General features: G+C 43.9%; 22 protein-coding genes. 16 read left to right on the plus strand and 6 right to left on the minus strand.

The features are described 5' to 3' along the window. Positions 1-275 precede the first annotated feature (275 nt). On the minus strand, positions 276-2321 hold the full coding sequence (locus GVY04_19030) for a cyclomaltodextrin glucanotransferase (GenBank protein ID NBD18149.1): 2046 nt from the start codon (positions 2319-2321) through the stop codon (positions 276-278). 13 nt (positions 2322-2334) lie between these two features. Next, positions 2335-3582, minus strand: a complete 1248-nt coding sequence (locus GVY04_19035) for a hypothetical protein (protein NBD18150.1) — start codon at positions 3580-3582, stop codon at positions 2335-2337. A gap of 127 nt (positions 3583-3709) precedes the next feature. Here GVY04_19035 and GVY04_19040 point away from each other — a divergent pair, with 127 nt between their 5' ends. From GVY04_19040 to GVY04_19075, 8 genes are all read left to right on the plus strand, one after another. Beyond that, the gene (locus GVY04_19040; GenBank protein ID NBD18151.1) at positions 3710-3952 is read left to right on the plus strand and encodes a hypothetical protein; all 243 of its coding nucleotides are present in this window, start codon (positions 3710-3712) and stop codon (positions 3950-3952) included. Continuing rightward, positions 3949-4332, plus strand: coding sequence for a PIN domain-containing protein (locus tag GVY04_19045; protein NBD18152.1), 384 nt, complete (start codon positions 3949-3951; stop codon positions 4330-4332). Before GVY04_19040 ends, GVY04_19045 begins: the two co-directional genes overlap by 4 nt. A gap of 230 nt (positions 4333-4562) precedes the next feature. Continuing rightward, positions 4563-5321 (plus strand): phosphoadenosine phosphosulfate reductase, encoded by a 759-nt coding sequence (gene cysH / locus GVY04_19050; protein ID NBD18153.1) that lies wholly within the window; start codon positions 4563-4565, stop codon positions 5319-5321. After that, positions 5318-6595 carry an exonuclease subunit SbcD gene (gene sbcD, locus GVY04_19055; protein ID NBD18154.1) on the plus strand — a complete coding sequence of 426 codons (1278 nt, stop codon included), beginning with the start codon at positions 5318-5320 and terminating at the stop codon, positions 6593-6595. The genes cysH and sbcD overlap by 4 nt, the downstream gene beginning before the upstream one ends. Positions 6596-6994: 399 nt before the next feature. Next, on the plus strand, positions 6995-9247 hold the full coding sequence (psaA, locus tag GVY04_19060; protein ID NBD18155.1) for a photosystem I core protein PsaA: 2253 nt from the start codon (positions 6995-6997) through the stop codon (positions 9245-9247). Between the two features lie 165 nt (positions 9248-9412). Further along, positions 9413-11641 carry a photosystem I core protein PsaB gene (gene psaB, locus GVY04_19065; GenBank protein NBD18156.1) on the plus strand — a complete coding sequence of 743 codons (2229 nt, stop codon included), beginning with the start codon at positions 9413-9415 and terminating at the stop codon, positions 11639-11641. A 164-nt stretch (positions 11642-11805) separates the two neighbouring features. Further along, positions 11806-12396: a hypothetical protein gene (locus tag GVY04_19070; protein ID NBD18157.1), complete on the plus strand. Its 591-nt coding sequence runs from the start codon at positions 11806-11808 to the stop codon at positions 12394-12396. A 101-nt stretch (positions 12397-12497) separates the two neighbouring features. Continuing rightward, positions 12498-12935, plus strand: a complete 438-nt coding sequence (locus tag GVY04_19075; GenBank protein ID NBD18158.1) for a phosphatase — start codon at positions 12498-12500, stop codon at positions 12933-12935. Here GVY04_19075 and GVY04_19080 read toward each other — a convergent pair. Next, positions 12932-13339, minus strand: coding sequence for a transcriptional repressor (locus tag GVY04_19080; GenBank protein NBD18159.1), 408 nt, complete (start codon positions 13337-13339; stop codon positions 12932-12934). The two genes, GVY04_19075 and GVY04_19080, sit on opposite strands and share 4 nt — an antisense overlap. 118 nt (positions 13340-13457) lie before the next feature. On the opposite strand from GVY04_19080, the gene purS reads away from it, so the two are divergent. The 3 genes from purS to GVY04_19095 all read left to right on the plus strand — a co-directional run bounded on the left by purS (position 13458) and on the right by GVY04_19095 (position 15488). Further along, positions 13458-13760 (plus strand): phosphoribosylformylglycinamidine synthase subunit PurS, encoded by a 303-nt coding sequence (gene purS, locus GVY04_19085; protein NBD18160.1) that lies wholly within the window; start codon positions 13458-13460, stop codon positions 13758-13760. A gap of 2 nt (positions 13761-13762) precedes the next feature. Beyond that, a complete protein-coding gene (purQ, locus tag GVY04_19090; GenBank protein ID NBD18161.1) occupies positions 13763-14458 on the plus strand; it encodes a phosphoribosylformylglycinamidine synthase subunit PurQ in 696 nt (231 codons plus the stop codon). A 448-nt stretch (positions 14459-14906) separates the two neighbouring features. After that, entirely contained in the window at positions 14907-15488 is a 582-nt protein-coding gene (locus tag GVY04_19095) for a Uma2 family endonuclease (protein ID NBD18162.1), read from the plus strand. Positions 15489-15966: 478 nt separating this feature from the next. Here GVY04_19095 and GVY04_19100 read toward each other — a convergent pair whose 3' ends face one another. Continuing rightward, entirely contained in the window at positions 15967-16182 is a 216-nt protein-coding gene (locus GVY04_19100) for a type II toxin-antitoxin system HicB family antitoxin (GenBank protein NBD18163.1), read from the minus strand. Between the two features lie 21 nt (positions 16183-16203). Next, on the minus strand, positions 16204-16392 hold the full coding sequence (locus tag GVY04_19105; protein ID NBD18164.1) for an addiction module toxin, HicA family: 189 nt from the start codon (positions 16390-16392) through the stop codon (positions 16204-16206). 160 nt (positions 16393-16552) lie between these two features. Here GVY04_19105 and GVY04_19110 point away from each other — a divergent pair, with 160 nt between their 5' ends. The 4 genes from GVY04_19110 (at position 16553) to GVY04_19125 (ending at position 17771) form a co-directional block, all read left to right on the plus strand. Continuing rightward, entirely contained in the window at positions 16553-16837 is a 285-nt protein-coding gene (locus GVY04_19110) for a hypothetical protein (protein ID NBD18165.1), read from the plus strand. Beyond that, positions 16827-17081, plus strand: a complete 255-nt coding sequence (locus tag GVY04_19115; protein NBD18166.1) for a Txe/YoeB family addiction module toxin — start codon at positions 16827-16829, stop codon at positions 17079-17081. Before GVY04_19110 ends, GVY04_19115 begins: the two co-directional genes overlap by 11 nt. A gap of 191 nt (positions 17082-17272) precedes the next feature. Further along, on the plus strand, positions 17273-17539 hold the full coding sequence (locus GVY04_19120; protein ID NBD18167.1) for a type II toxin-antitoxin system HicB family antitoxin: 267 nt from the start codon (positions 17273-17275) through the stop codon (positions 17537-17539). After that, complete coding sequence (locus GVY04_19125; GenBank protein ID NBD18168.1) at positions 17532-17771, plus strand: addiction module toxin, HicA family; 240 nt, start codon at positions 17532-17534, stop codon at positions 17769-17771. The genes GVY04_19120 and GVY04_19125 overlap by 8 nt, the downstream gene beginning before the upstream one ends. A 317-nt stretch (positions 17772-18088) precedes the next feature. Here GVY04_19125 and GVY04_19130 read toward each other — a convergent pair whose 3' ends face one another. Beyond that, positions 18089-19330 carry a WYL domain-containing protein gene (locus GVY04_19130; GenBank protein NBD18169.1) on the minus strand — a complete coding sequence of 414 codons (1242 nt, stop codon included), beginning with the start codon at positions 19328-19330 and terminating at the stop codon, positions 18089-18091. 392 nt (positions 19331-19722) lie between these two features. Between GVY04_19130 and GVY04_19135 the strand changes: the two genes are divergently transcribed. After that, a complete protein-coding gene (locus tag GVY04_19135) occupies positions 19723-20001 on the plus strand; it encodes a hypothetical protein (protein NBD18170.1) in 279 nt (92 codons plus the stop codon). Positions 20002-20217: the final 216 nt, after the last annotated feature.

Consider the following 20217-nt stretch of genomic DNA (forward strand, 5'->3'; position numbering starts at 1 on the left):
TCCAAACTAGAGAAACATCTGGAAGTGTTTACTCGTTAACCGCTCATGGCTCTATTCGCAGCTACGGGAAGGTGATCTCTCCCCACTCCCCCACCTCACGAAGTAGGTGGGGGTCATTGAAGCGGAAGAAAATCATCGGTTCGAGAGGGGGAGTGACTAGCCAATCAACCAACTGCGACCGGTCTGGCAATTAGGTCAGTTGCCAGTGAAGTCTCCCCCGTACGTGGGCGGTTTATCGAGCAATTTATTAATAGCGATACACCACGACTAATGCCTTATTCTAAAACAAACACCTTCGATTCTTCCGGTTGGAGTTGAATCGGTAACATCCCATTGGGCAACTCTAACTCTTGATCGGTATCGACAACACGACCCCGCTGTATGCCTTCCTCAGCCAAAGAAACGAGAAACTCTCCTCCTGCAGTGGAATAAGCATAGAGAATACGGGCACTGTTGTTGGGAAGGTCATCATCTGCCGCTTCTCGCAGCATAAAGATATCTTCTTTCTTACTAGCCCCTTTGGGAAAGAGATAGCGGGTTTCACCATACCGTAGAATCGGATAATTCTGACGCAAATGGGCCATCCGTTTTGTCGTGTCATGGATATCGGCTTTCCACCCTTTATGTCCTGGCCAAATCATCATGGGACGATTAAATGGATCGCCACCAGCACCGAATAATCCATCGTGTTCTGGATGATAAGGAATAGCAAGAGCCGTTTCAGTGCCATACATGACCAGAGGAACACCTCGTGCTGTAAACTGAAACTCAATCAGACTTTTATATGCTTCATCGGATACATCTTGATAATAGGTCTTTAAACGAGGTTTGTCGTGGTTTTCCACAAAGGTTACCCAACCTTTAGCTTCATCGTTGGGAATATCATCTAAGGAAGCTGTGGGAATTTCTAACGTTTGCGCTGGATTCATGACCCAGTGGAGGAAACGAGTGAGGGCATTATAGTTGTAGTATTTGCCTTTGCGCCCTAAGGTCGTTTCTCGTATGATATAGGTTCGTCCATCCCAGCTGCGATCGCGCGAAAAGAAACGTCGCGCCGCTTCACTCAAGTTAAAGTCATATTGGGTAATCTCATTGGTCTCCCGGAGAAAATCAATACTCGCTTCCGCACGGTATCCGCCTCCAAAATACTCCCCGAGTAATACTGCTTTCGGGTTAATCGAGAGAACAAACTCTTCAAAGTCTTGCCAAAAGCTTTCATTAATATGTTTGACTGCATCCAAACGAAAACCCGCAATTGGGTATTGATCCTGATTAAAGGTTAACCAAAACTTCGCCGCATCAAATAAATATTGCTTGACCGGTGGGGCATCTTGATTCAAATCAGGCATTCCCCCACTAATTTGTCCTTCTTCAATCAACTTTTTAGACGCGGTATCAAAATCCCAAATGATCTTTGGTTCATGAAACCACCCTTGCGGATCCCGTTCCCCAGTTTTGGGATCCCAATGGGTTGCTACCCGTTTGCCATGACGGTAAATATCGCCATTATCGGCAAACCAAGATTCTCCAAATAAAAAGCCACCTGCCCCTAAATTGGGAGGTTCTGTGGAAATGTGCCCCGGGGCAGTTTGATTCATCGTTAAATCCAGAATCACACCAATCCCTCGTTTCCCAGCTTCATTCAGCAACTGGCGAAAAATATCGTAGCGATTCTCCCCCTCATCATCAGGTGAGCGAAAATGCTCGTCAATTTCAAACCAATCCTTGGTCCAGTAGCCGTGATAAGGAGTAGAAACATGATTATAAAAATCATCTTCTACCGTTTCGGTCTTATCGCGATAAAGATAGGAGTGAATATCCGGGTGATAAAACAAACCATTAGAATTATCTTGGATCGGAGATAAGACTAGTTTCGTCACCCCTAAATCTTCCAAATAATCTAATCTGCGGATCACTCCTTCTAAGTCACCGCCCCAATACATTCCCATATGACGATGGCTAGGATCATAGGTATGCCGTAGTAAGAGTTTATTCATTTCGTTATAAACTCGTTTTTCCGGTTCGGATGTTTCCTGATTAAAGGCAAACTCAGGAATATTATTTCTTGAGTCGGCATCAAAGAACCGATCAACCACAATGTAATACAAGACATCATTTTCCAAGTTGCCAACGCTATTGTGGTTATTGTCATGGCTGATGGTTTGAGGTTGTTCGTTTAAAGGAGGTTGCTCTGCTGCCACTGCAAATGCAGGGGTAATCCAAAAAAATAGCCAAAATACAACGGCGACTGCTAATAAAACTAGTAACGATACTAAAACTCCGAGAACGGAGATAAAAACTCCTCTTCGGCAACTTTCCATAACAATAATCTTCCTAACTATTCGTATCTGTGTCCGCTTCATTGACCACAGAAGGCACATCATCTAACGCAATATTCTCAAATTGCGTTTCGGGTGTATAGAGGGCTTGCCAAAACTCAGGAAACTGGGCAATGATCACCTCTGAGTTGGGGAGGTTTATTTGATCAGACATGGCAGGTTCAATTTGCGCCACTTGTACTTGATCCACTTTTCCTAACTGTTGAAACCAAATATCGCTCATGTTATTTCCCACTGAAAACATGACATTGGAAAAAGGCGGGGCAATCAACACGACAGCAAAGACGCCACTGACAGTAGTTAAAAGCCATTTCCGACCAATGCCATATTGACCTAAAAACACTTGTAATTCCCACAAGTAGGTATATTTAAGATTTTGCCAAGCTTGCTGAATTGATTCTGATAAATTATAGAACTTGAAGGGTAGCGATTGTTGTTCCTGATCAGACAGTTTTTCCATGAGGCGAGTTTGTTGACGTTTCCAACCAGAGAAGCGTTCTTCTAAGACGGAAATTCCGGTTTCAATCCACTCGCCAATGTTATAGCCAATGACATAGCCATAAGTGTTGACCAAATAAAAGGTCAGCATCTGGAAGAAGGTAAATTGAATAACCGGGGCTAAATTCATTTCTCCGGATTGGAAAAAGAAAATGCCAACATTATAAAGCGACCAACTTAAAACCAGTCCGCCATAATCGACAAATGGCTTGAGAAACACTTGCCTCATCGGAACATATTCATTTGTGGTGTTTAAGTCTTCGTGAAGATACTTGGAAAGTAATCGCTTCCACCAAGGTCTCGGTTCTGGAGTTACCGTCTCCGTTTCACCTTGACTAAACGGGTTGAGTTGTCCATCCACTAACATCCGTCGCCCAATTAAGAAATAAACGAAGTATTGAATGATGGTATAAGGCAGTAACCCAGACCAAGTAAATGCCCGTTCCCAAGGTCCCAAACCGGTCACAATTAAGAAAAACCCTAAATCGCATCCTACTTTCCAAGAGAGAAAGCCAACCGTTTGGTCAAAAATTTTCGGTAAATCACTACGAAATTGCTCAAAAAACGAATTTTTCGGAAGAATTTGGTTGATTCTCTCAATCACCGCTTCTTTCAAAACTAGCTTTTTTAAAAAAATGTCTCGTAACACCACATAGCTGGTGAGGGGCACTAAAATTTGGAACAGCTTACTGGATCCATAACGAATTCCCATTGGATCAATGGAAAGGCTAGGCAAATCGATCATAGGTTATTGTGAATTGGGTTATTTTCTGGGACTATCTGATTTTGTAAACATTTATTATCTTACCAGGGTTTCGTTAAGTTTAGACGACAATTATAGAATAAAAGGGTAGAAATATGATATAGAACGAATGGCTATCAATATCAAAAATGCAGAAGTTGAGCGCTTAATCCAACAACTGCGAGTAATGACCGGTGAAGGTCCAACAGAAATTGTGAAAAGAGCTTTAGAGCGAGAATATCAGGAATTACGCCGACAACGCCGTCAAGCTCAACTGGCAGAAAATTTATCTGATTTGCAAGAAACCGCTCAAAATAAAGCCAATCCTTTTGATCCCAATGCGCTCTACGACGATAATGGACTTCCCTTATGATTGTTGATACCTCAGCGGTCATCGCGATCGCGCTGCGAGAAAAAGGCTGGGAAAACCTTTACCAACAAGCCATACAAGCTCCCCAGCTCTTAATTTCTTCGGGAACGTTACAAGAGTTACTGATTGTTGCTTGTCACAAAGGGATACTGGCAGAGGTAAGATGTCTCCTCAGTTACTTAGATTTAGATTACGTTGCAGTAGATCAAGACTTAGCCCTGAAAGCCTTAGAAATCTATCAACAATATGGTAAAGGAGGCAACCATCCTGCCCAATTAAATTATGGGGACTGTTTTGCTTTCGCACTCAGTAAAGTCCATCAAATCCCACTCTTGTACAGAGAGCAACATTTCCCAGACGTTGATGCTGAGCCAAGCCTCTAACTTTTGTCATAAATTCCCCTTTCCCGACCGGATTATGAGAGATTCTGTTTTAAGATCAAAGTAGGAGGTGGTAAGCTAATTGGGGAAAATCACTCTGGTCAAGAGTGACCAAACTAAATTTTTGATCTTTGCTTGACATGAATCAAACGAGTCCTAAGCATTCTTCCCCTGCCTCTCATCTCCGACAAGACAAGAACGATACTCACGATCAGCATGAGGAGTTAACCCCCATGAGCGTTGCAACATTAGAGCAACCCAAACTGAATTTAGAGGAACTCAATGCGCAATTTCAGAACGCTGAGGCAAAAGACTTAATTCAATGGTCAGCCCAAACCTTTGGTGAGGGCTTAGTGATGAGTACCAGTTTTGGGATTCAATCGGCTTTGATGTTACATCTGGCGACTCGGATTGTGCCAGATATCCCAGTAATCTGGATTGATACGGGCTATCTTCATGCCGAAACCTACCGCTTCGCTGCCGATCTCACAGAAAGACTCAATCTGAATTTAAAGGTTTATCAATCGCCCATGTCTCCTGCCCGCATGGAAGCCCTTTATGGCAAACTCTGGGAAAAGAAAGACGTCGATTCTTTAAATTTGTATGATCAAATTCGGAAAGTGGAACCGATGCAACGCGCCTTACGGGAATTAGGTGCAACGGCATGGTTAGCAGGTTTACGACGGGATCAGACGCAACACCGTCAACAACTCCCTCGCATTGGAGAACAGTCGGGAATTTATAAAATATTACCGATTTTAGATTGGCATTCCCGGGATGTGCATCGTTATCTCACGGAGTATGATCTGCCCTATCATCCTCTATTTGATCAAGGTTATATGACCGTTGGCGATTGGCATTCTAGTCGTCCCCTTTCCCTCAACGATCAGCATGAACGAGACACGCGATTTCAAGGGGTTAAACAAGAGTGCGGTCTGCATCTCCCAAAGACAGATGGCGAAGCGCAAAGTTTTGATTCGAGTTTCTTATGATCAAAGTTCTCCACGTTTCAGATATTCACATGGGGAGTGGCTTATCCCATGGACGAACGAACCCAGAAACGGGTCTTAATACCAGGCTTGAAGATTTTAGGAAGGCGCTGAGTACCTGTCTTGATCGCGCCCTCGCCGAACCGGTGGATTTAGTGCTATTTGGAGGAGATGCCTTTCCCGATGCCACCCCACCCCCTTATATTCAAGAAGCATTTGCCGGTGAATTTCGCCGCTTAGTGGCAGCCAATATTCCAACGATTCTTCTGGTGGGCAATCATGACCAGCACGCCCAAGGGAAAGGAGGGGCGAGTTTATCGATTTATCGAACGCTAGGGGTTCCCGGCTTTATTGTCGGCGATAAAATTGAAACCCATCGCATCAATACCCCCAATGGCGAAGTGCAAGTGATTACTCTTCCTTGGTTAACGTATTCGGCTTTGCTGACTCGACCGGAAACAGAAGGGCTCTCTCTTAGTGATGTGAATCAATTACTCCTGACAAAATTACAGCCGATTCTAGAAGCAGAAATTCGTCGCCTTGATCCCAATCTTCCTACGGTCTTGCTGGGGCATTTGATGGCGGATCGCGCTGAGTTGGGGGCAGAACGCTTCTTAGCGGTGGGAAAAGGGTTTACGATTCCCCTCTCATTTCTCATTCGCTCTGAATTTGATTATGTTGCTTTAGGTCATGTCCATCGTCATCAGAATTTAAATCCTAAGGGAGAACCGCCGGTGATCTACCCGGGAAGCATTGAACGGGTGGACTTTAGCGAAGAAAAGGAAGAAAAGGGCTATGTTCTGATTCATTTGGCTAAAGGCAAGACACAGTGGGAGTTTTGTCCATTGTCCGTGCGTCCCTTCTTGACCATTGATGTGGATGTAACGAAAAAAGAAGAACCGCAAAAAGTGATTGAAAGCGCGATCGCGCGCCAAAAAATTCCTGACGCAGTTGTTCGTCTCAAATACAAGCTGCGTTCAGAACAACTCGATCAAATTGAAACCCGTACGCTCCAAAATGCTCTGCAGTTCGCCCACAGTTACACAATTTCCCCAGAGTTGGTTAGTCAATTAGCCCGCCCCCGGGTTCCCGAACTCTCAGAACAAGTCAGCCTTGACCCCATGAGCGCCCTCAAAACCTATCTTGGAAATCGCGATGATCTCGAAGAAATGTCAGAAGAGATGCTAGAAGCCGCAGAACAACTTTTAACCGGGCAGGTTCAGGAAGAAAGCGCTGAGGTGGCTAGCACAAAGGAACAATTAAATTTACTCCAATAAAATTAAAATTGCTGAGCAAGTGACCGTATCACGAACAAATCGTTAATAATAAATCATAAATAATGGAAAATCAATAACTAACATAAATGTTAATTGATTATTGCAATTTGTAACAAATAAAGCAACTCTCCTTGACTTTTTTGGGGAGCTAAATGAGATATAATCCTCATTTCACGAAGTTTTGAAAAGTCTTTAAGTATTGTTAAGCCCCCTCAACAGTTGTCGAAACTACCCTCTATTATTTACAAGTAAGGTACAGCAGTGAACCGTAAAAAGGGATCAATTGTTGTATCGAAAGACAACAATAGTGATCATAAATTTACGAAATGATTGTTCTTTAACGGTTCATTCCTACATCATGGGAATAACAGTTAAAACTGTCTAGAGAGGAGACCCCCTATGACAATTAGTCCTCCGGAAAATGAGGAAAAAGTCAGGGTAGCAGTGGATAAAGACCCGGTACCAACTTCTTTCGAGAAGTGGGGAAAACCTGGTCATTTTGACCGCACCCTGTCGAAAGGACCCAAAACCACAACTTGGATTTGGAATTTACACGCAGACGTACATGACTTTGATAGTCAAGGCAATTTAGAAGATATTTCGCGCAAAATTTTTAGTGCGCACTTCGGTCACTTAGCCATTATCTTCGTTTGGCTGAGTGGAATGTATTTTCATGGTGCTCGCTTCTCGAACTACGAAGCTTGGTTAGGCGATCCCACCAATATCAAACCTAGCGCCCAAGTCGTTTGGCCCATTGTGGGTCAAGAAATCTTGAACGCGGATGTCGGCGGTGGCTTCCAAGGAATTCAGATTACGTCTGGGTTCTTCTACCTCTGGCGAGCGTCCGGTTTCACCAACAGCTTCCAACTCTATTGCACCGCAATCGGTGGTTTAGTGATGGCGGGGTTGATGATTTTTGCGGGGTGGTTCCACTATCACAAACGCGCTCCGAAACTGGAATGGTTCCAGAATGTCGAGTCGATGCTGAACCACCACCTCGCCGGTTTGCTTGGGTTAGGCTCTTTAGGTTGGGCTGGTCACCAAATTCACGTTTCCTTACCTGTGAATAAACTCCTGGACTCAGGAGTGGCAGCTGAAGACGTTCCCTTACCCCACCAATTTATTTTGGATCGGAGTTTAATGGCAGAACTCTATCCCAGTTTTGAACAAGGTTTGAAACCTTTCTTTACCTTGAACTGGGGGGAATATGCTGACTTCTTAACCTTTAAAGGCGGACTGAATCCAACAACTGGTGGCCTCTGGTTATCTGATACTGCCCACCATCACTTAGCCATTGCGGTTCTGTTTATTATTGCGGGCCATATGTACCGCACCAACTGGCGCATCGGTCACAGCATTAAAGAAATTTTAGAAGCGCATAAAGGACCCTTAACCGGTGAAGGACACAAAGGTCTTTATGAAATTTTGACCACCTCCTGGCACGCCCAGTTGGCAATTAACTTGGCAATGCTCGGTTCCCTCACGATTATCGTGGCGCAGCATATGTATGCCATGCCACCCTATCCTTACTTGGCAACCGACTATCCAACCCAATTGTCTCTGTTTACCCACCATATGTGGATTGGCGGCTTCTTAGTTGTCGGGGCTGGCGCCCACGGGGCAATCTTCATGGTGCGCGACTACGATCCCGCGAAGAGTGTGAACAACTTGCTGGATCGGGTGTTACGGCAACGGGATGCCCTAATTTCTCATCTGAACTGGGTTTGTATTTTCTTAGGGTTCCACAGTTTCGGGTTGTATATCCACAACGACACCATGCGCGCTTTGGGTCGTCCACAGGATATGTTCTCTGACAACGCGATTCAGTTGCAGCCCATTTTTGCCCAGTGGATCCAGAACTTACATACCGTTGCCCCTGGTGGCACCGCTCCCAACGCAATTGAGCCGGCTAGTTATGCCTTTGGCGGAGATGTAGTAGCGGTTGGCGGTAAAGTTGCGATGATGCCCATTGAGCTGGGCACAGCTGACTTCCTGGTGCATCACATTCATGCCTTTACCATTCACGTTACGGTTCTCATTCTCCTCAAAGGGGTGTTATATGCTCGTAACTCCCGCTTAATCCCCGATAAATCAGAGCTCGGATTCCGCTTCCCTTGTGATGGTCCGGGTCGCGGTGGCACTTGCCAAGTTTCTGGTTGGGACCATGTGTTCCTCGGCTTATTCTGGATGTACAACTCCCTCTCCATTGCAATTTTCCACTTCAGCTGGAAGATGCAGTCGGATGTTTGGGGAAGCGTATCTCCCGATGGCACTGTGTCTCACATTACCTCCGGTAACTTTGCCACCAGTGCCATTACCATTAACGGTTGGCTCCGTGACTTCTTGTGGGGACAATCGGCAAACGTAATTAACTCCTATGGTTCAGCACTGTCTGCCTACGGGTTGTTATTCCTGGGTGCACACTTTGTCTGGGCATTCAGCTTAATGTTCTTGTTCAGCGGTCGTGGCTACTGGCAAGAATTAATTGAGTCCATTGTTTGGGCCCACAATAAACTGAAAGTTGCACCAGCGATTCAACCCCGCGCACTGAGCATTGTGCAAGGACGTGCGGTAGGAGTTGCCCACTACTTGCTAGGAGGAATTGTTACCACTTGGGCGTTCTTCTTAGCGCGAATTATCGCCGTCAGTTGACGGTTGCGATTAAAAACGGTAACACTGGTTTAAAAAATCGGTGAACCGACAAAGCCTGACTCCTGAAAACTTCGGTTCTCGGAGTCAGTGCTTCCAAACCCGAAAATAAGTTTCAACTAAACTTATTGACTCATTCATCTGCAAAGAGGATTTCCAACAAAGGCTATGGCAACCAAATTTCCAAAATTTAGCCAAGACCTTGCTCAAGATCCAACAACACGTCGGATTTGGTACGGGATTGCTACAGCTCATGACTTTGAAAGCCATGATGGCATGACTGAGGAGAATCTTTATCAAAAGATTTTTGCTTCTCACTTTGGTCACATTGCCATTATCTTTCTCTGGACATCCGGTACCTTATTCCACGTTGCTTGGCAAGGTAATTTTGAACAGTGGATTAAAGACCCTTTAAATGTTCGTCCCATTGCCCACGCAATTTGGGACCCTCACTTCGGTGAAGCGGCTGTGGATGCGTTTACACAAGCCGGTGCTTCCAACCCAGTGAATATTGCTTACTCTGGTGTTTATCACTGGTTCTACACCATTGGTATGACCACCAACGGCGATCTTTATCAAGGCGCAGTCTTCTTATTACTGCTCTCCGCCGTATTCTTATTTGCCGGGTGGCTCCACCTCCAACCGAAGTTCCGTCCCAGCCTATCTTGGTTCAAAAATGCTGAATCTCGTTTGAACCACCACTTAGCGGGTTTATTTGGCGTTAGTTCCTTAGCTTGGGCGGGTCACTTGGTTCACGTGGCCATTCCTGAGTCCCGTGGTCAGCACGTCGGTTGGGATAACTTCCTCTCCGTGAAGCCTCACCCAGCTGGTTTAGGACCTTTCTTTAGTGGTAATTGGGGCGTTTATGCGCAAGACCCTGATACCGCTAACCATCTCTTTGGCACCTCTGAAGGTGCAGGTTCAGCCATCTTAACTTTCCTCGGCGGTTTCCATCCTCAAACGGAATCTCTGTGGTTGACCGATATGGCCCACCACCATCTCGCGATCGCGGTACTCTTCATTGTTGCCGGTCATATGTATCGCACCAACTTTGGAATTGGTCACAGCATTCGTGAAATGCTCGATTCCAAGAAAGGTTTGGTTGGGGGTCAAAGCGAAGGGCAATTTAACCTGCCTCACCAAGGACTGTATGACACCCTCAATAACTCCTTACACTTCCAGCTCGCGTTAGCCCTGGCAGCGTTAGGAACGGTGACTTCCTTGGTCGCGCAGCATATGTATTCCCTACCACCTTATGCCTTTATCGCGCGGGATTACACCACTCAAGCTGCCCTTTATACCCACCACCAGTACATTGCTGGTTTCATTATGGTCGGTGCATTTGCTCACGGGGCAATCTTCCTCATCCGTGACTACGATCCCGAACAAAATAAAGGAAACGTGCTCGATCGCGTTCTCCAACATAAAGAGGCAATTATTTCTCACTTAAGCTGGGTTTCCCTGTTCTTAGGGTTCCACACCTTAGGACTTTATGTTCACAACGATGTCGTTGTTGCATTTGGTACACCTGAGAAGCAAATTCTCATTGAGCCGGTATTTGCTCAGTTTGTTCAAGCCTCTCACGGCAAAATGCTCTATGGCATGGATGTCCTATTATCCAACAGCGATAGCATTGCCACGACGGCTTGGCCCAATTATGGTAACGTCTGGTTAGACGGTTGGATGCAAGCGATTAACAGTGGGGATAACTCCTTGTTCCTCACCATTGGACCGGGCGACTTCTTAGTCCACCACGCGATCGCGCTCGGACTGCACACCACCACCTTAATTCTGGTGAAAGGTGCTTTAGATGCCCGCGGTTCCAAACTCATGCCCGACAAAAAAGACTTCGGTTACAGCTTCCCCTGTGACGGTCCCGGTCGTGGCGGTACTTGCGACATCTCGGCTTGGGATGCGTTCTATTTGGCCGTCTTCTGGATGTTGAATACCATTGGTTGGGTTACCTTCTACTGGCACTGGAAACATCTCGGGATCTGGCAAGGAAACGTTGCTCAGTTCAACGAATCGTCCACCTATCTTATGGGCTGGCTGCGCGATTATCTGTGGCTCAACTCTGCCCAGTTAATCAACGGCTACAACACCTTTGGCATGAATAACCTGTCTGTCTGGGCATGGATGTTCCTCTTCGGACACCTAGTTTGGGCAACTGGCTTCATGTTCCTCATTTCCTGGCGTGGTTACTGGCAAGAACTGATTGAAACAATTGTTTGGGCACACGAGCGGACTCCTCTGGCGAACTTGGTTCGTTGGAAAGACAAGCCCGTTGCGCTCTCCATTGTGCAAGCGCGTTTAGTGGGATTAGCTCACTTTGCAGTCGGCTATATCCTGACTTATGCCGCCTTCCTCATCGCTTCAACCTCATCGTTGTTTGGTTGACGTGAGGTTGCAATCATCTCGCTAGTTTTTAGCTAGAGATAAGGAAAAATCCCCTACCGAAGTGGTGGGGGATTTATTATTTTTGTCAAAATTGAGATCGTCGTAGGATCTTCGCTTTTCTTGCTAAATTGGGATAAATGCGATGGCGCAGGATAACCTTGCTTATGAGCTACACTACGGAAGAACTGATTGAGATTTTAGATCAAGAGTTACAGGCAACCTGGCAAGGAAAACGGGTTTTATTTTCTTCTTCAGATCGTCTCAATAACCCAGTCTTAGCCAAAGCAATTGGCACAGAGAAGTTAAGTAAAGTCTTTGCCTATCGCGATTTCCGAGCGCAAATTCATGAATACCAGCGCCAACATCAAGTTTCAGGGCTCGTGTGGCGGTTGTGTCGCTTTAATGGCTATGAAGTCGAGTGTCCTGAACTTCATAACCAACTGATTGCAATCCCAGAAGATAAAGAAACTTTAAAAGCCGTTAAACCGAGAATTTTTGAATTTTGGCAAAACGCAACGCAGAACTTAAACCTATGGGCTGAGGGGAATCCTCCGACACCGATTGATGCAGAAACTGTCGCTGAACAAGTGGCAGCAACAGAATGGTTAGAAGTGGAAACAACGCGCGAAGAATTAATTTTGAATCTTTGCTGGGGGAATCCCAAAGAATGTCATTATCAATGGGCATTGCCCCATTCTGGGCGCGATCGCGTTATTGCCACAGCCCAAAACCAACCCTCTCAACTTTACCAGTAGATGAGACCACCACTCCGATCAATTATTAAAATCTCTAGCAATACTGTTAATAATCATAAAGTTGTTAAAATTTTCTTAGTTAGTTATTAAGCAAAGTAACAATGAACAATACAATTACTCTCTCTCCAGAATTTGCGATCGCGGGACAAGTTACCCCAGAACAACTGCAACGTGCTAAAGAAGCCGGATATCAAGCGGTCGTTAATTTACGGATGCCTGGAGAACAAGGATTTTTAGATCATCAAGAGACAGCTCAAGAAATGGGCTTACATTATGTCCATATTCCTGTCTCTCCCAATGAAATCAGTCAAGTGGCCGATCAGGTGGTGAATCAACTCGACGAACTCCCCAAACCTACTCTCGTTCATTGTGGGAGTGCCCTCCGTGCTGGGGTCATGGTCTTAGCCTATCGCGGTCTTCGGGAAGGAAAGACAGCAGAAGAAGTATTAAATGAAGCCAGACAAGCTGGATTTACGATGCTCGATAGTAAGCCGCCCCTCAAACAGTTTGTTGAAGACTACATTGCACAAAACCGTTAACTGGAAGTTTCTGGGTCACGATTGATGATTTGACAAGACTGACACAAGCCAAAAAACTCTAGGCTGTGGTAAAAAACTTGGAACTGATGGGAGGTTTCTAATTTCTGTTCCAACTCATGGACCGGACATTCCGTAATGGGAACCGACTGACCGCAATTGAGACAAGTGAGATAGTGTTGGTCATGTTCGATTGATTCGTAGAGCGATTCTCCGGTCGGAAGGGTGCGGGCTTGTACCGCCCCTTCTAATTTTAGGGCTTCAAGGGCGCGATACACTGTAGCCAGCCCAAGTGGTTGTTCACGTTGACGCAGTTCGACATAGATTTGTTGAGCAGAAAGGGCAGAATTCAACTGCTGGAGGAGATTGAGAATGCGTTTTTGGGAACGATTACGCTGGGCAGTCATTAGAGTTAATTAATTTGCGGTTTTACCAACGAGCAGGGTTAGATGCTTTCATAAATAAAGGGCATCAGCACTGATGCTTAAACTAAGCATACATCGATCAGGATGTTGTACTCTAGGAATGCGGTGCTTAGAGAAAAAAACTGTGAGTCAACAAACCTATAAAGCCCAGATCTATGTTACCTTGCGTCCATCAGTTCTTGATCCAGCAGGGACAGCCGTTGCCTCTGGCTTACAACAGCACGGTTATACTGGCGTGGAAACCGTCAGAATTGGCAAGTATATTGAGTTAACCGTTACAACCGAGAGTGAAGCCTTAGCGCGCCAACAAGTGGATGAGATGTGCGATCAGTTATTAGCCAATCCTGTCATTGAAAATTATTCGTTTGAGTTGCATCAGTTAGCGACAACTGTGGGAGGATAAGAATGAAATTTGGAGTGGTGGTCTTTCCCGGATCGAACTGCGATCGCGATGTTGCTTATGTAACCCAAGATTTGTTAGGGCAACCGACGAGATTGATTTGGCATCAGGAAACCGACATTTCTGATCTTGATGTCATGATTATTCCGGGCGGATTTAGTTATGGGGATTATTTACGCTGTGGCGCGATCGCGCAATTTTCTCCCATTATGAAAGCGGTACAAGAGCATGCCGCTAAAGGAAAACCCGTCCTTGGCATCTGCAATGGCTTTCAGATCTTAACCGAAGTGGGCTTACTGCCTGGGGCACTGATTCGCAATCAAGAGTTACATTTTGTCTGCGATCGCGTGCCCTTAAAAATAGAAAATACGCAATCAATTTGGACCGGAAACTATCCTGAAAAAGCCGTGATCACCCTGCCCATTGCCCATGGTGAAGGGCGATACTTTGCTGATGCTGACACCTTAACGTCTTTAGAAGATAATGGACAAGTGCTCTTCCGTTACTGTAGTTCTCAAGGCAAAGTCAACGAGGCAAGTAACCCAAACGGTTCACTCCATAATATTGCCGGCATTACCAATCAAAAGGGGAATGTTTTAGGAATGATGCCTCACCCGGAACGAGCATCTGATCCCGTGCTGGGCGCAACGGATGGCTTTCATTTATTTCAAGGATTATTGAAAGAAACAGTGATGGTTTAAGCCGACCTAAAATTGTCCTTTTGCTTGCGGACGGGAACGAACGATCTCTACCATTATCCCTCAAGCTTTAAGCCAGTCAAATATCTCTTCTACCGTAAGTTGAACGGCTTGAGCAAATTCTGGTACTGGCAAGACTAGATCAGGGTGATCAAGGATCTGATAAGAAATCGCCCGATGACAAAATATCGTTGATATCTAAACTTAAAGCAGATTTCAATTATGCAAGCTTTGTGCTTTTAATCTGCATGATTGGGATTAAGACAATAACCTGCTCGTTTTTGGTTATCGACTACTGCTTTTTCAGGGTTTGGGAGTTATCAAGCAGATTAAAGAAGCGATCACCTATAGATCACATATACGCCCCCTCATCCCGTCCACAAACCATGATTCGCGCTCTACAAGGCGTGCTACGTTAAAATAATCGTGTCCCAATCCTAAAAACGATTCCATGAGTGCACTCACATTGAATCTTTCTTCTCTAGTTGATAGCATTAGCGAGCGCCAGTTAGAAGCTCTTGCCCGCGACAATCCCGATGCTCGATTGGAAACAGATAGTCAAGGTCATTTAATTTTTATGTCTCCAACGGGTGGTGAAACTGGTAATCGCAATGGCGAACTGTTTTTTCAAATTAAACTTTGGAATAAACAAAGCAAATTGGGTCAAGTTTTTGATTCTTCTACTGGTTTCAAGTTATCCAATGGTGCAGTTCGTTCTCCTGATGTTAGCTGGGTCGCGAATTCTAAATGGAACAGTTTAACCAAACAACAAAAAAGAAAATTTGTCCCTCTCGATCCTGATTTTGTTCTCGAACTGATGAGTCCCACTGACGATCTCGATGAGTTGCAAAATAAAATGAAAGAGTACATAAACTGTGGAGTAAACTTAGGTTGGTTAATTAATCCCGATGATAGACAAGTAGAAATTTACCGCCCGGTGAAAAAGAAAGAAGTATTAAATAATCCTTTGACTCTCTCAGGTGAGGATATTCTGTCTGGATTGGTTGTAGATTTATCCGAAATTTTTGATTGATCGAATTGGCGTCTCGCGAAGCTGTTTTCTTTGAGATTGTTCTTGTTCAGTTCTGTGTGGAGACCGAGAGTTAATCGGTAAACCAGTGAAGAAACATGGAAGAATAGAAAAAAGTCTTTTTCGTTTGGCTTCCAATCAATCCCTTCCTTTTTCTTCTTAAGATTTTATTCACAAACAGTCTCTAAAGAGTGCGATTATGTTTCCAGGTAAAGATATGATCACGCTCTCTTTTAAAATCACTTGGATTACATTTTCTTTATAGAACTAATCCTAGCAGCGATCGCGCGTCGTCTCTTAAATTTGATTCTGATTCTATCTTAATCTGGTGAAAGAGAAGCTTGAAATCGGGGGCGCGATCGCGCTTCCTCCCACCTTGATCGCGCTCTCCAATGCAATAGAATTGATTTGATTCAAGCCGCGATTAGGCTAAGCCTATGCTTCGCAAACGCCCTAGCCAAAGAATTCCTCGAAATCTCCGTTAGATAGCAACTTCTAAAAATGAAGAGCTGGCTGTTGGGATTGGAATTTCATAGCCCTCTTCTTTCATCCCTTCGAGATGAAACTGTATCGCTTCTTTCATATTCTCTTTCACTTCCTCGATTGTTGTACCTGTGGAGATGCAGCCTAGCAAATCTGGAGAATAGGCGGAATATCCCGTTGATGTTTTTTCAATTACAATTAAATATCTGTTCATTTTGAACAACCTACGTCTTATTTATTTTTTGATTCCAGCTTGTTTTAAGATACTATTCTCAGTTCCAGGAGCGATATCGTCGTTAGCCTTACCTGGGATAGTGACTAAGCCCCGTTTAGTCGGATGTTTATACTGACGATGACTGCATTTAGTTCTGGCAAGTTGCCACCCATCATTTTCAATAAGGCGGATGATCTCTTTAACTTTCATTTGTTTCTGGTGATGCTAACTAAGGGCAAATAACGATTCGAGAACCACCTTATTCTGTTTCATAGTAGCTTATTGGAAACTAGAATTTGCGCGATCGCGCTTTCCTCACTCGATCAAATTGAAGATTCGCTGCACGGAGCGCGATCGCCTTTGAAGTGATATGGTTGAGGTAGTGATTAATGACGATAATATGGAACGCTTAGAACTTATAGAATGGATTGTCAGCCACCTTCACAAGCTGGATAATGAATCTTTACAGGATTTACTTTTAGACTTAGAGCAGGATAATATTACTGATGAGAATCTTGATCTGGTTACTTATGGAGCGAATGATACCGAGCATTTGCTGAGTAGTTCTCGGAATGCGGAAATGTTGCAGGAAGCAATGAGAGAACTACAAGATCGGGAATTATTAACAAGAGACTCAAATCAAAATGTTGCTTAGCTTTCGGCAACAAGCGTGGGAAGATTATCTCTACTGGTTCAGTAATGACAGAAAGATGTGCAAGCGAATTCATGAGTTGATTGAAGATACATTACGCCACTCTTTTACAGGAAAAGGAAAACCAGAACCGTTGAAGGGGAATTTACAGGGATTTTGGTCTCGACGGATCAATCAAGAACATCGTATGGTTTACGCAGTAACCGAGGAAGCAATCATTTTAATTCAGCTTCGATATCATTACTAACAATCGCGTTCTCTGATGCTATGGAATTAATTGAAACAGCGATGCCTTCGGCTCGGTCTGCAACCTACGCGCCTCCTCCCTAACCGATCGCGTTCTCTTCAGCCACAGAGAATTGAATCAAACGAGGCTTTACGCTTCTCGTTAAAATATCAATAAATGTCAATACACTTCATTCGGTTAGAGTCACCAATATGGATTTTTACACGGTTGTTTTGCGTCCAAGTCAAAAGTATTGGGTTGCTTTATGCCTTGAAAATGGAATTGTCGGACAAGGGAATACCCAAGATCAGGCAATTGCCAAGTTAAAAGAAGCAATCGAGTCGTTCCAAGAAATTTATGAGTCTCAACCTAGTATTTATAACAATCCCATTTCAATCAAGGAATTACACGAATTTTTAACCTTGGAGTCAAAAGAACCTGTCTTAGAGTCTTACGAATTTAGAGCGGTTTATGCCTAAGAATGTCCCTTCATTAAAGCCACAACAACTAATTCGACTCTTGAAGAAGGCAGGATGCAGTTTTTATCGTGAAGGAAAAGGAGATCACAGTCTTTATACTCGCGTAGTGGAAGGTAAAACCAAAATCGTCCCAATTGATATGGGAGCCAAAGAAATGTCCCCTGCTTATGTCCTACGGATTTTTCGTCAATTTGGATTGACCGATGAGGAGATTGAAGACTTGCTGAAATAGGAAATATTAATCGTTCAAAAGAGCGCGATCGCGCCTCCCCCTACTCGATCGCGTTCTTAAGTGTCATAGAATTGAAGCAAACAGCGATCGCGCCTTCCCCCGCCCGATCGCGCTTCCTCCCCACTGATCGCGCTCTCATAAGAACAGAATTGAGTTAAACAGTGATTAGGTTACGCCTCTGCTTTGAAACACCTTATTGAGTTTGAGATAAAAACCTATACATCTAACGGTGAAGTGCAGCGGCGGCAAATAACCTCAAACTTTTAACGACAACTTCTGTTCCGTCCGCTGCCACGCAGTGTTGGGCTATGCCGAAATTATGTATGAGGCCATCTAAACGAAAAACAATTATCATAATAAGTTGACTTTAAATATGCTAAGTCGGTTTCCCAATCTTGAATAGCTTTACCAAAATTTTTATCATTACGACGCTTTGCATTACGAGTAAATGCCGCGATAGATTCAGCCAACTTTTGCAATCTCTGAGCAGTCTTAGGTTCACCCCACTCATTTAGATACTCATAATTATTCATGGGTATTAGTGGACGTAGGAAAATAGAGTCCAGAATTTCTAATCGCTCACTTTGGTTCAATCCATGAATACCAACTTTGTACCCATAATGTCGTAGTAATCCTTCTTCATATTTAAATGCATCATTTGGCAAGTTTTGCGAACCGATATTAGCCGTTGTAGTCGGCCAAACAAATTGTGTACTCTCCAATTGGGCTAATCTTTTGGAAATCTTCTCACGCAACCTATGTGCCCTTATGCGAGAACGAAAGCCTAGTTCATAATAAATTTCTTTTAGAACGTCCACGCTACTCCAATTGGAATCGGCAGTTTTCTCCAGGTCATTTGTAGAGTAACTAATATATATACGCTCTAGAGTTCTCGAAGTATTGCCAGAAGATTTAGGCTTGATTTTTGCTGAGGATGGGGGAGTGTTATAGCTTGCCTCATTCGGAGAAACAATACTTATATTTTTTATACGTTCAACTGAAAATACTCTCTTTGACTTCCTTAAGTGACAGTAAGCTTCTAAACATAAAGTTTCTCCTATAGTCTGGAATTGAACTGGTGTGACTGTACGATGGCTCTTTGACCCATAACGGTTCTCATAGTCAAACTGTGCTTTCTGGCTACTCTGAATTGCCCATTCAAGTAATTCAACCTGCTGTTTTGTAGATTTATGATCAGGTTGCCTATTCTTTTCTTCATGTTTTGGAGAAGAAGAAGAAAGTTGAGACTGAGTATTAGTTGATGCAGGTGGCGAAATTGATAAATTTTTATCTAATCCAGTATTACTTGCTTTCTCCTTCCTATCAATTTTCTGTTCAATCGTTGTCGTCAGGTAATATCCCACAATGGCTATCGCTAACAAAATCCAGAAAAGCGGTGTGGATAAGAGAGTTAGGAGAACTTGCACATGCAGGAAGGGATTGAATATTTGAACCCACCCTTGACGTAAATAAGACCACTCAATATAGAGAAAAAGAATACCGTTTCCGACGTAACCTATAACCCAAAGAGCTGAAAAGAAGAATTGTAATAGCCTCATGTTCTTATTGTTCAGAGCAACCAGTACAAAAAAGCCAGTCTCGTCAAATCTAAAGACCTACCCTTTTACTATTTTCTTGCCTCAGGACATATATCCGCAATTTTTGTGAAGGATTGCTTAACGGATGAGCGTAAGCTGGTTCGTTTCAATTGATGCACCCAAACAGATTTGTTGATATCTCCTCTGAGTACTTTTGCAGCCCAACCATTTATTATACCGACATTTTCTGTATAGTCAATCCCTGTAGGACAAAAAACAGAAATTTTCCGTATAACCCCCCTATAGAGAATATTATCCCGAAATTTTTCGTATATTTTTGGATGACAGCTATAATTTTTCGTGACAGCATACTCCATACTCATATTATCCAGAAAAATTCTGAATATCCCCCGATGGACAAACCCCCTAAAAAACTCCTTGAACAAGTCCGTGATGTCATTCGTTTGAAGCATTACTCTTATAAAACAGAAAAAAGTTATATTAACTGGATTAAACGCTATATTTTATTCCATAAAAAACGCCACCCACGAGAAATGGGTGGCAAAGAAATTGAAGAATTTTTAACTTATCTGGCTGTTGAAGAAAATGTTGCTGCCTCCACTCAAAATCAGGCTTTAAGTGCTATTCTATTTCTCTATAAGGACAAACGTAGAGGAAAAGCAATGGCGTAGCAGTGGCAATTTTGGATCGATGGCAGATACATATTAAACGAGATCGTGCCATCAACCCTAATTAATTATGTATTACTTCACTCAAGGCTTCCTGAAGAACTTCATCACTGACCCCATGACGTTTCAAACTTTCAACCAAAGCCGAAACCGTATCATTCTCCAAACGTTCCAAGTCAGCACGCAACCCTTGACCAATGTAAGCACGAGCCAGAGGTT

The organism is Cyanobacteria bacterium GSL.Bin1, assembly GCA_009909085.1.
GTDB lineage: Bacteria > Cyanobacteriota > Cyanobacteriia > Cyanobacteriales > Rubidibacteraceae > Halothece.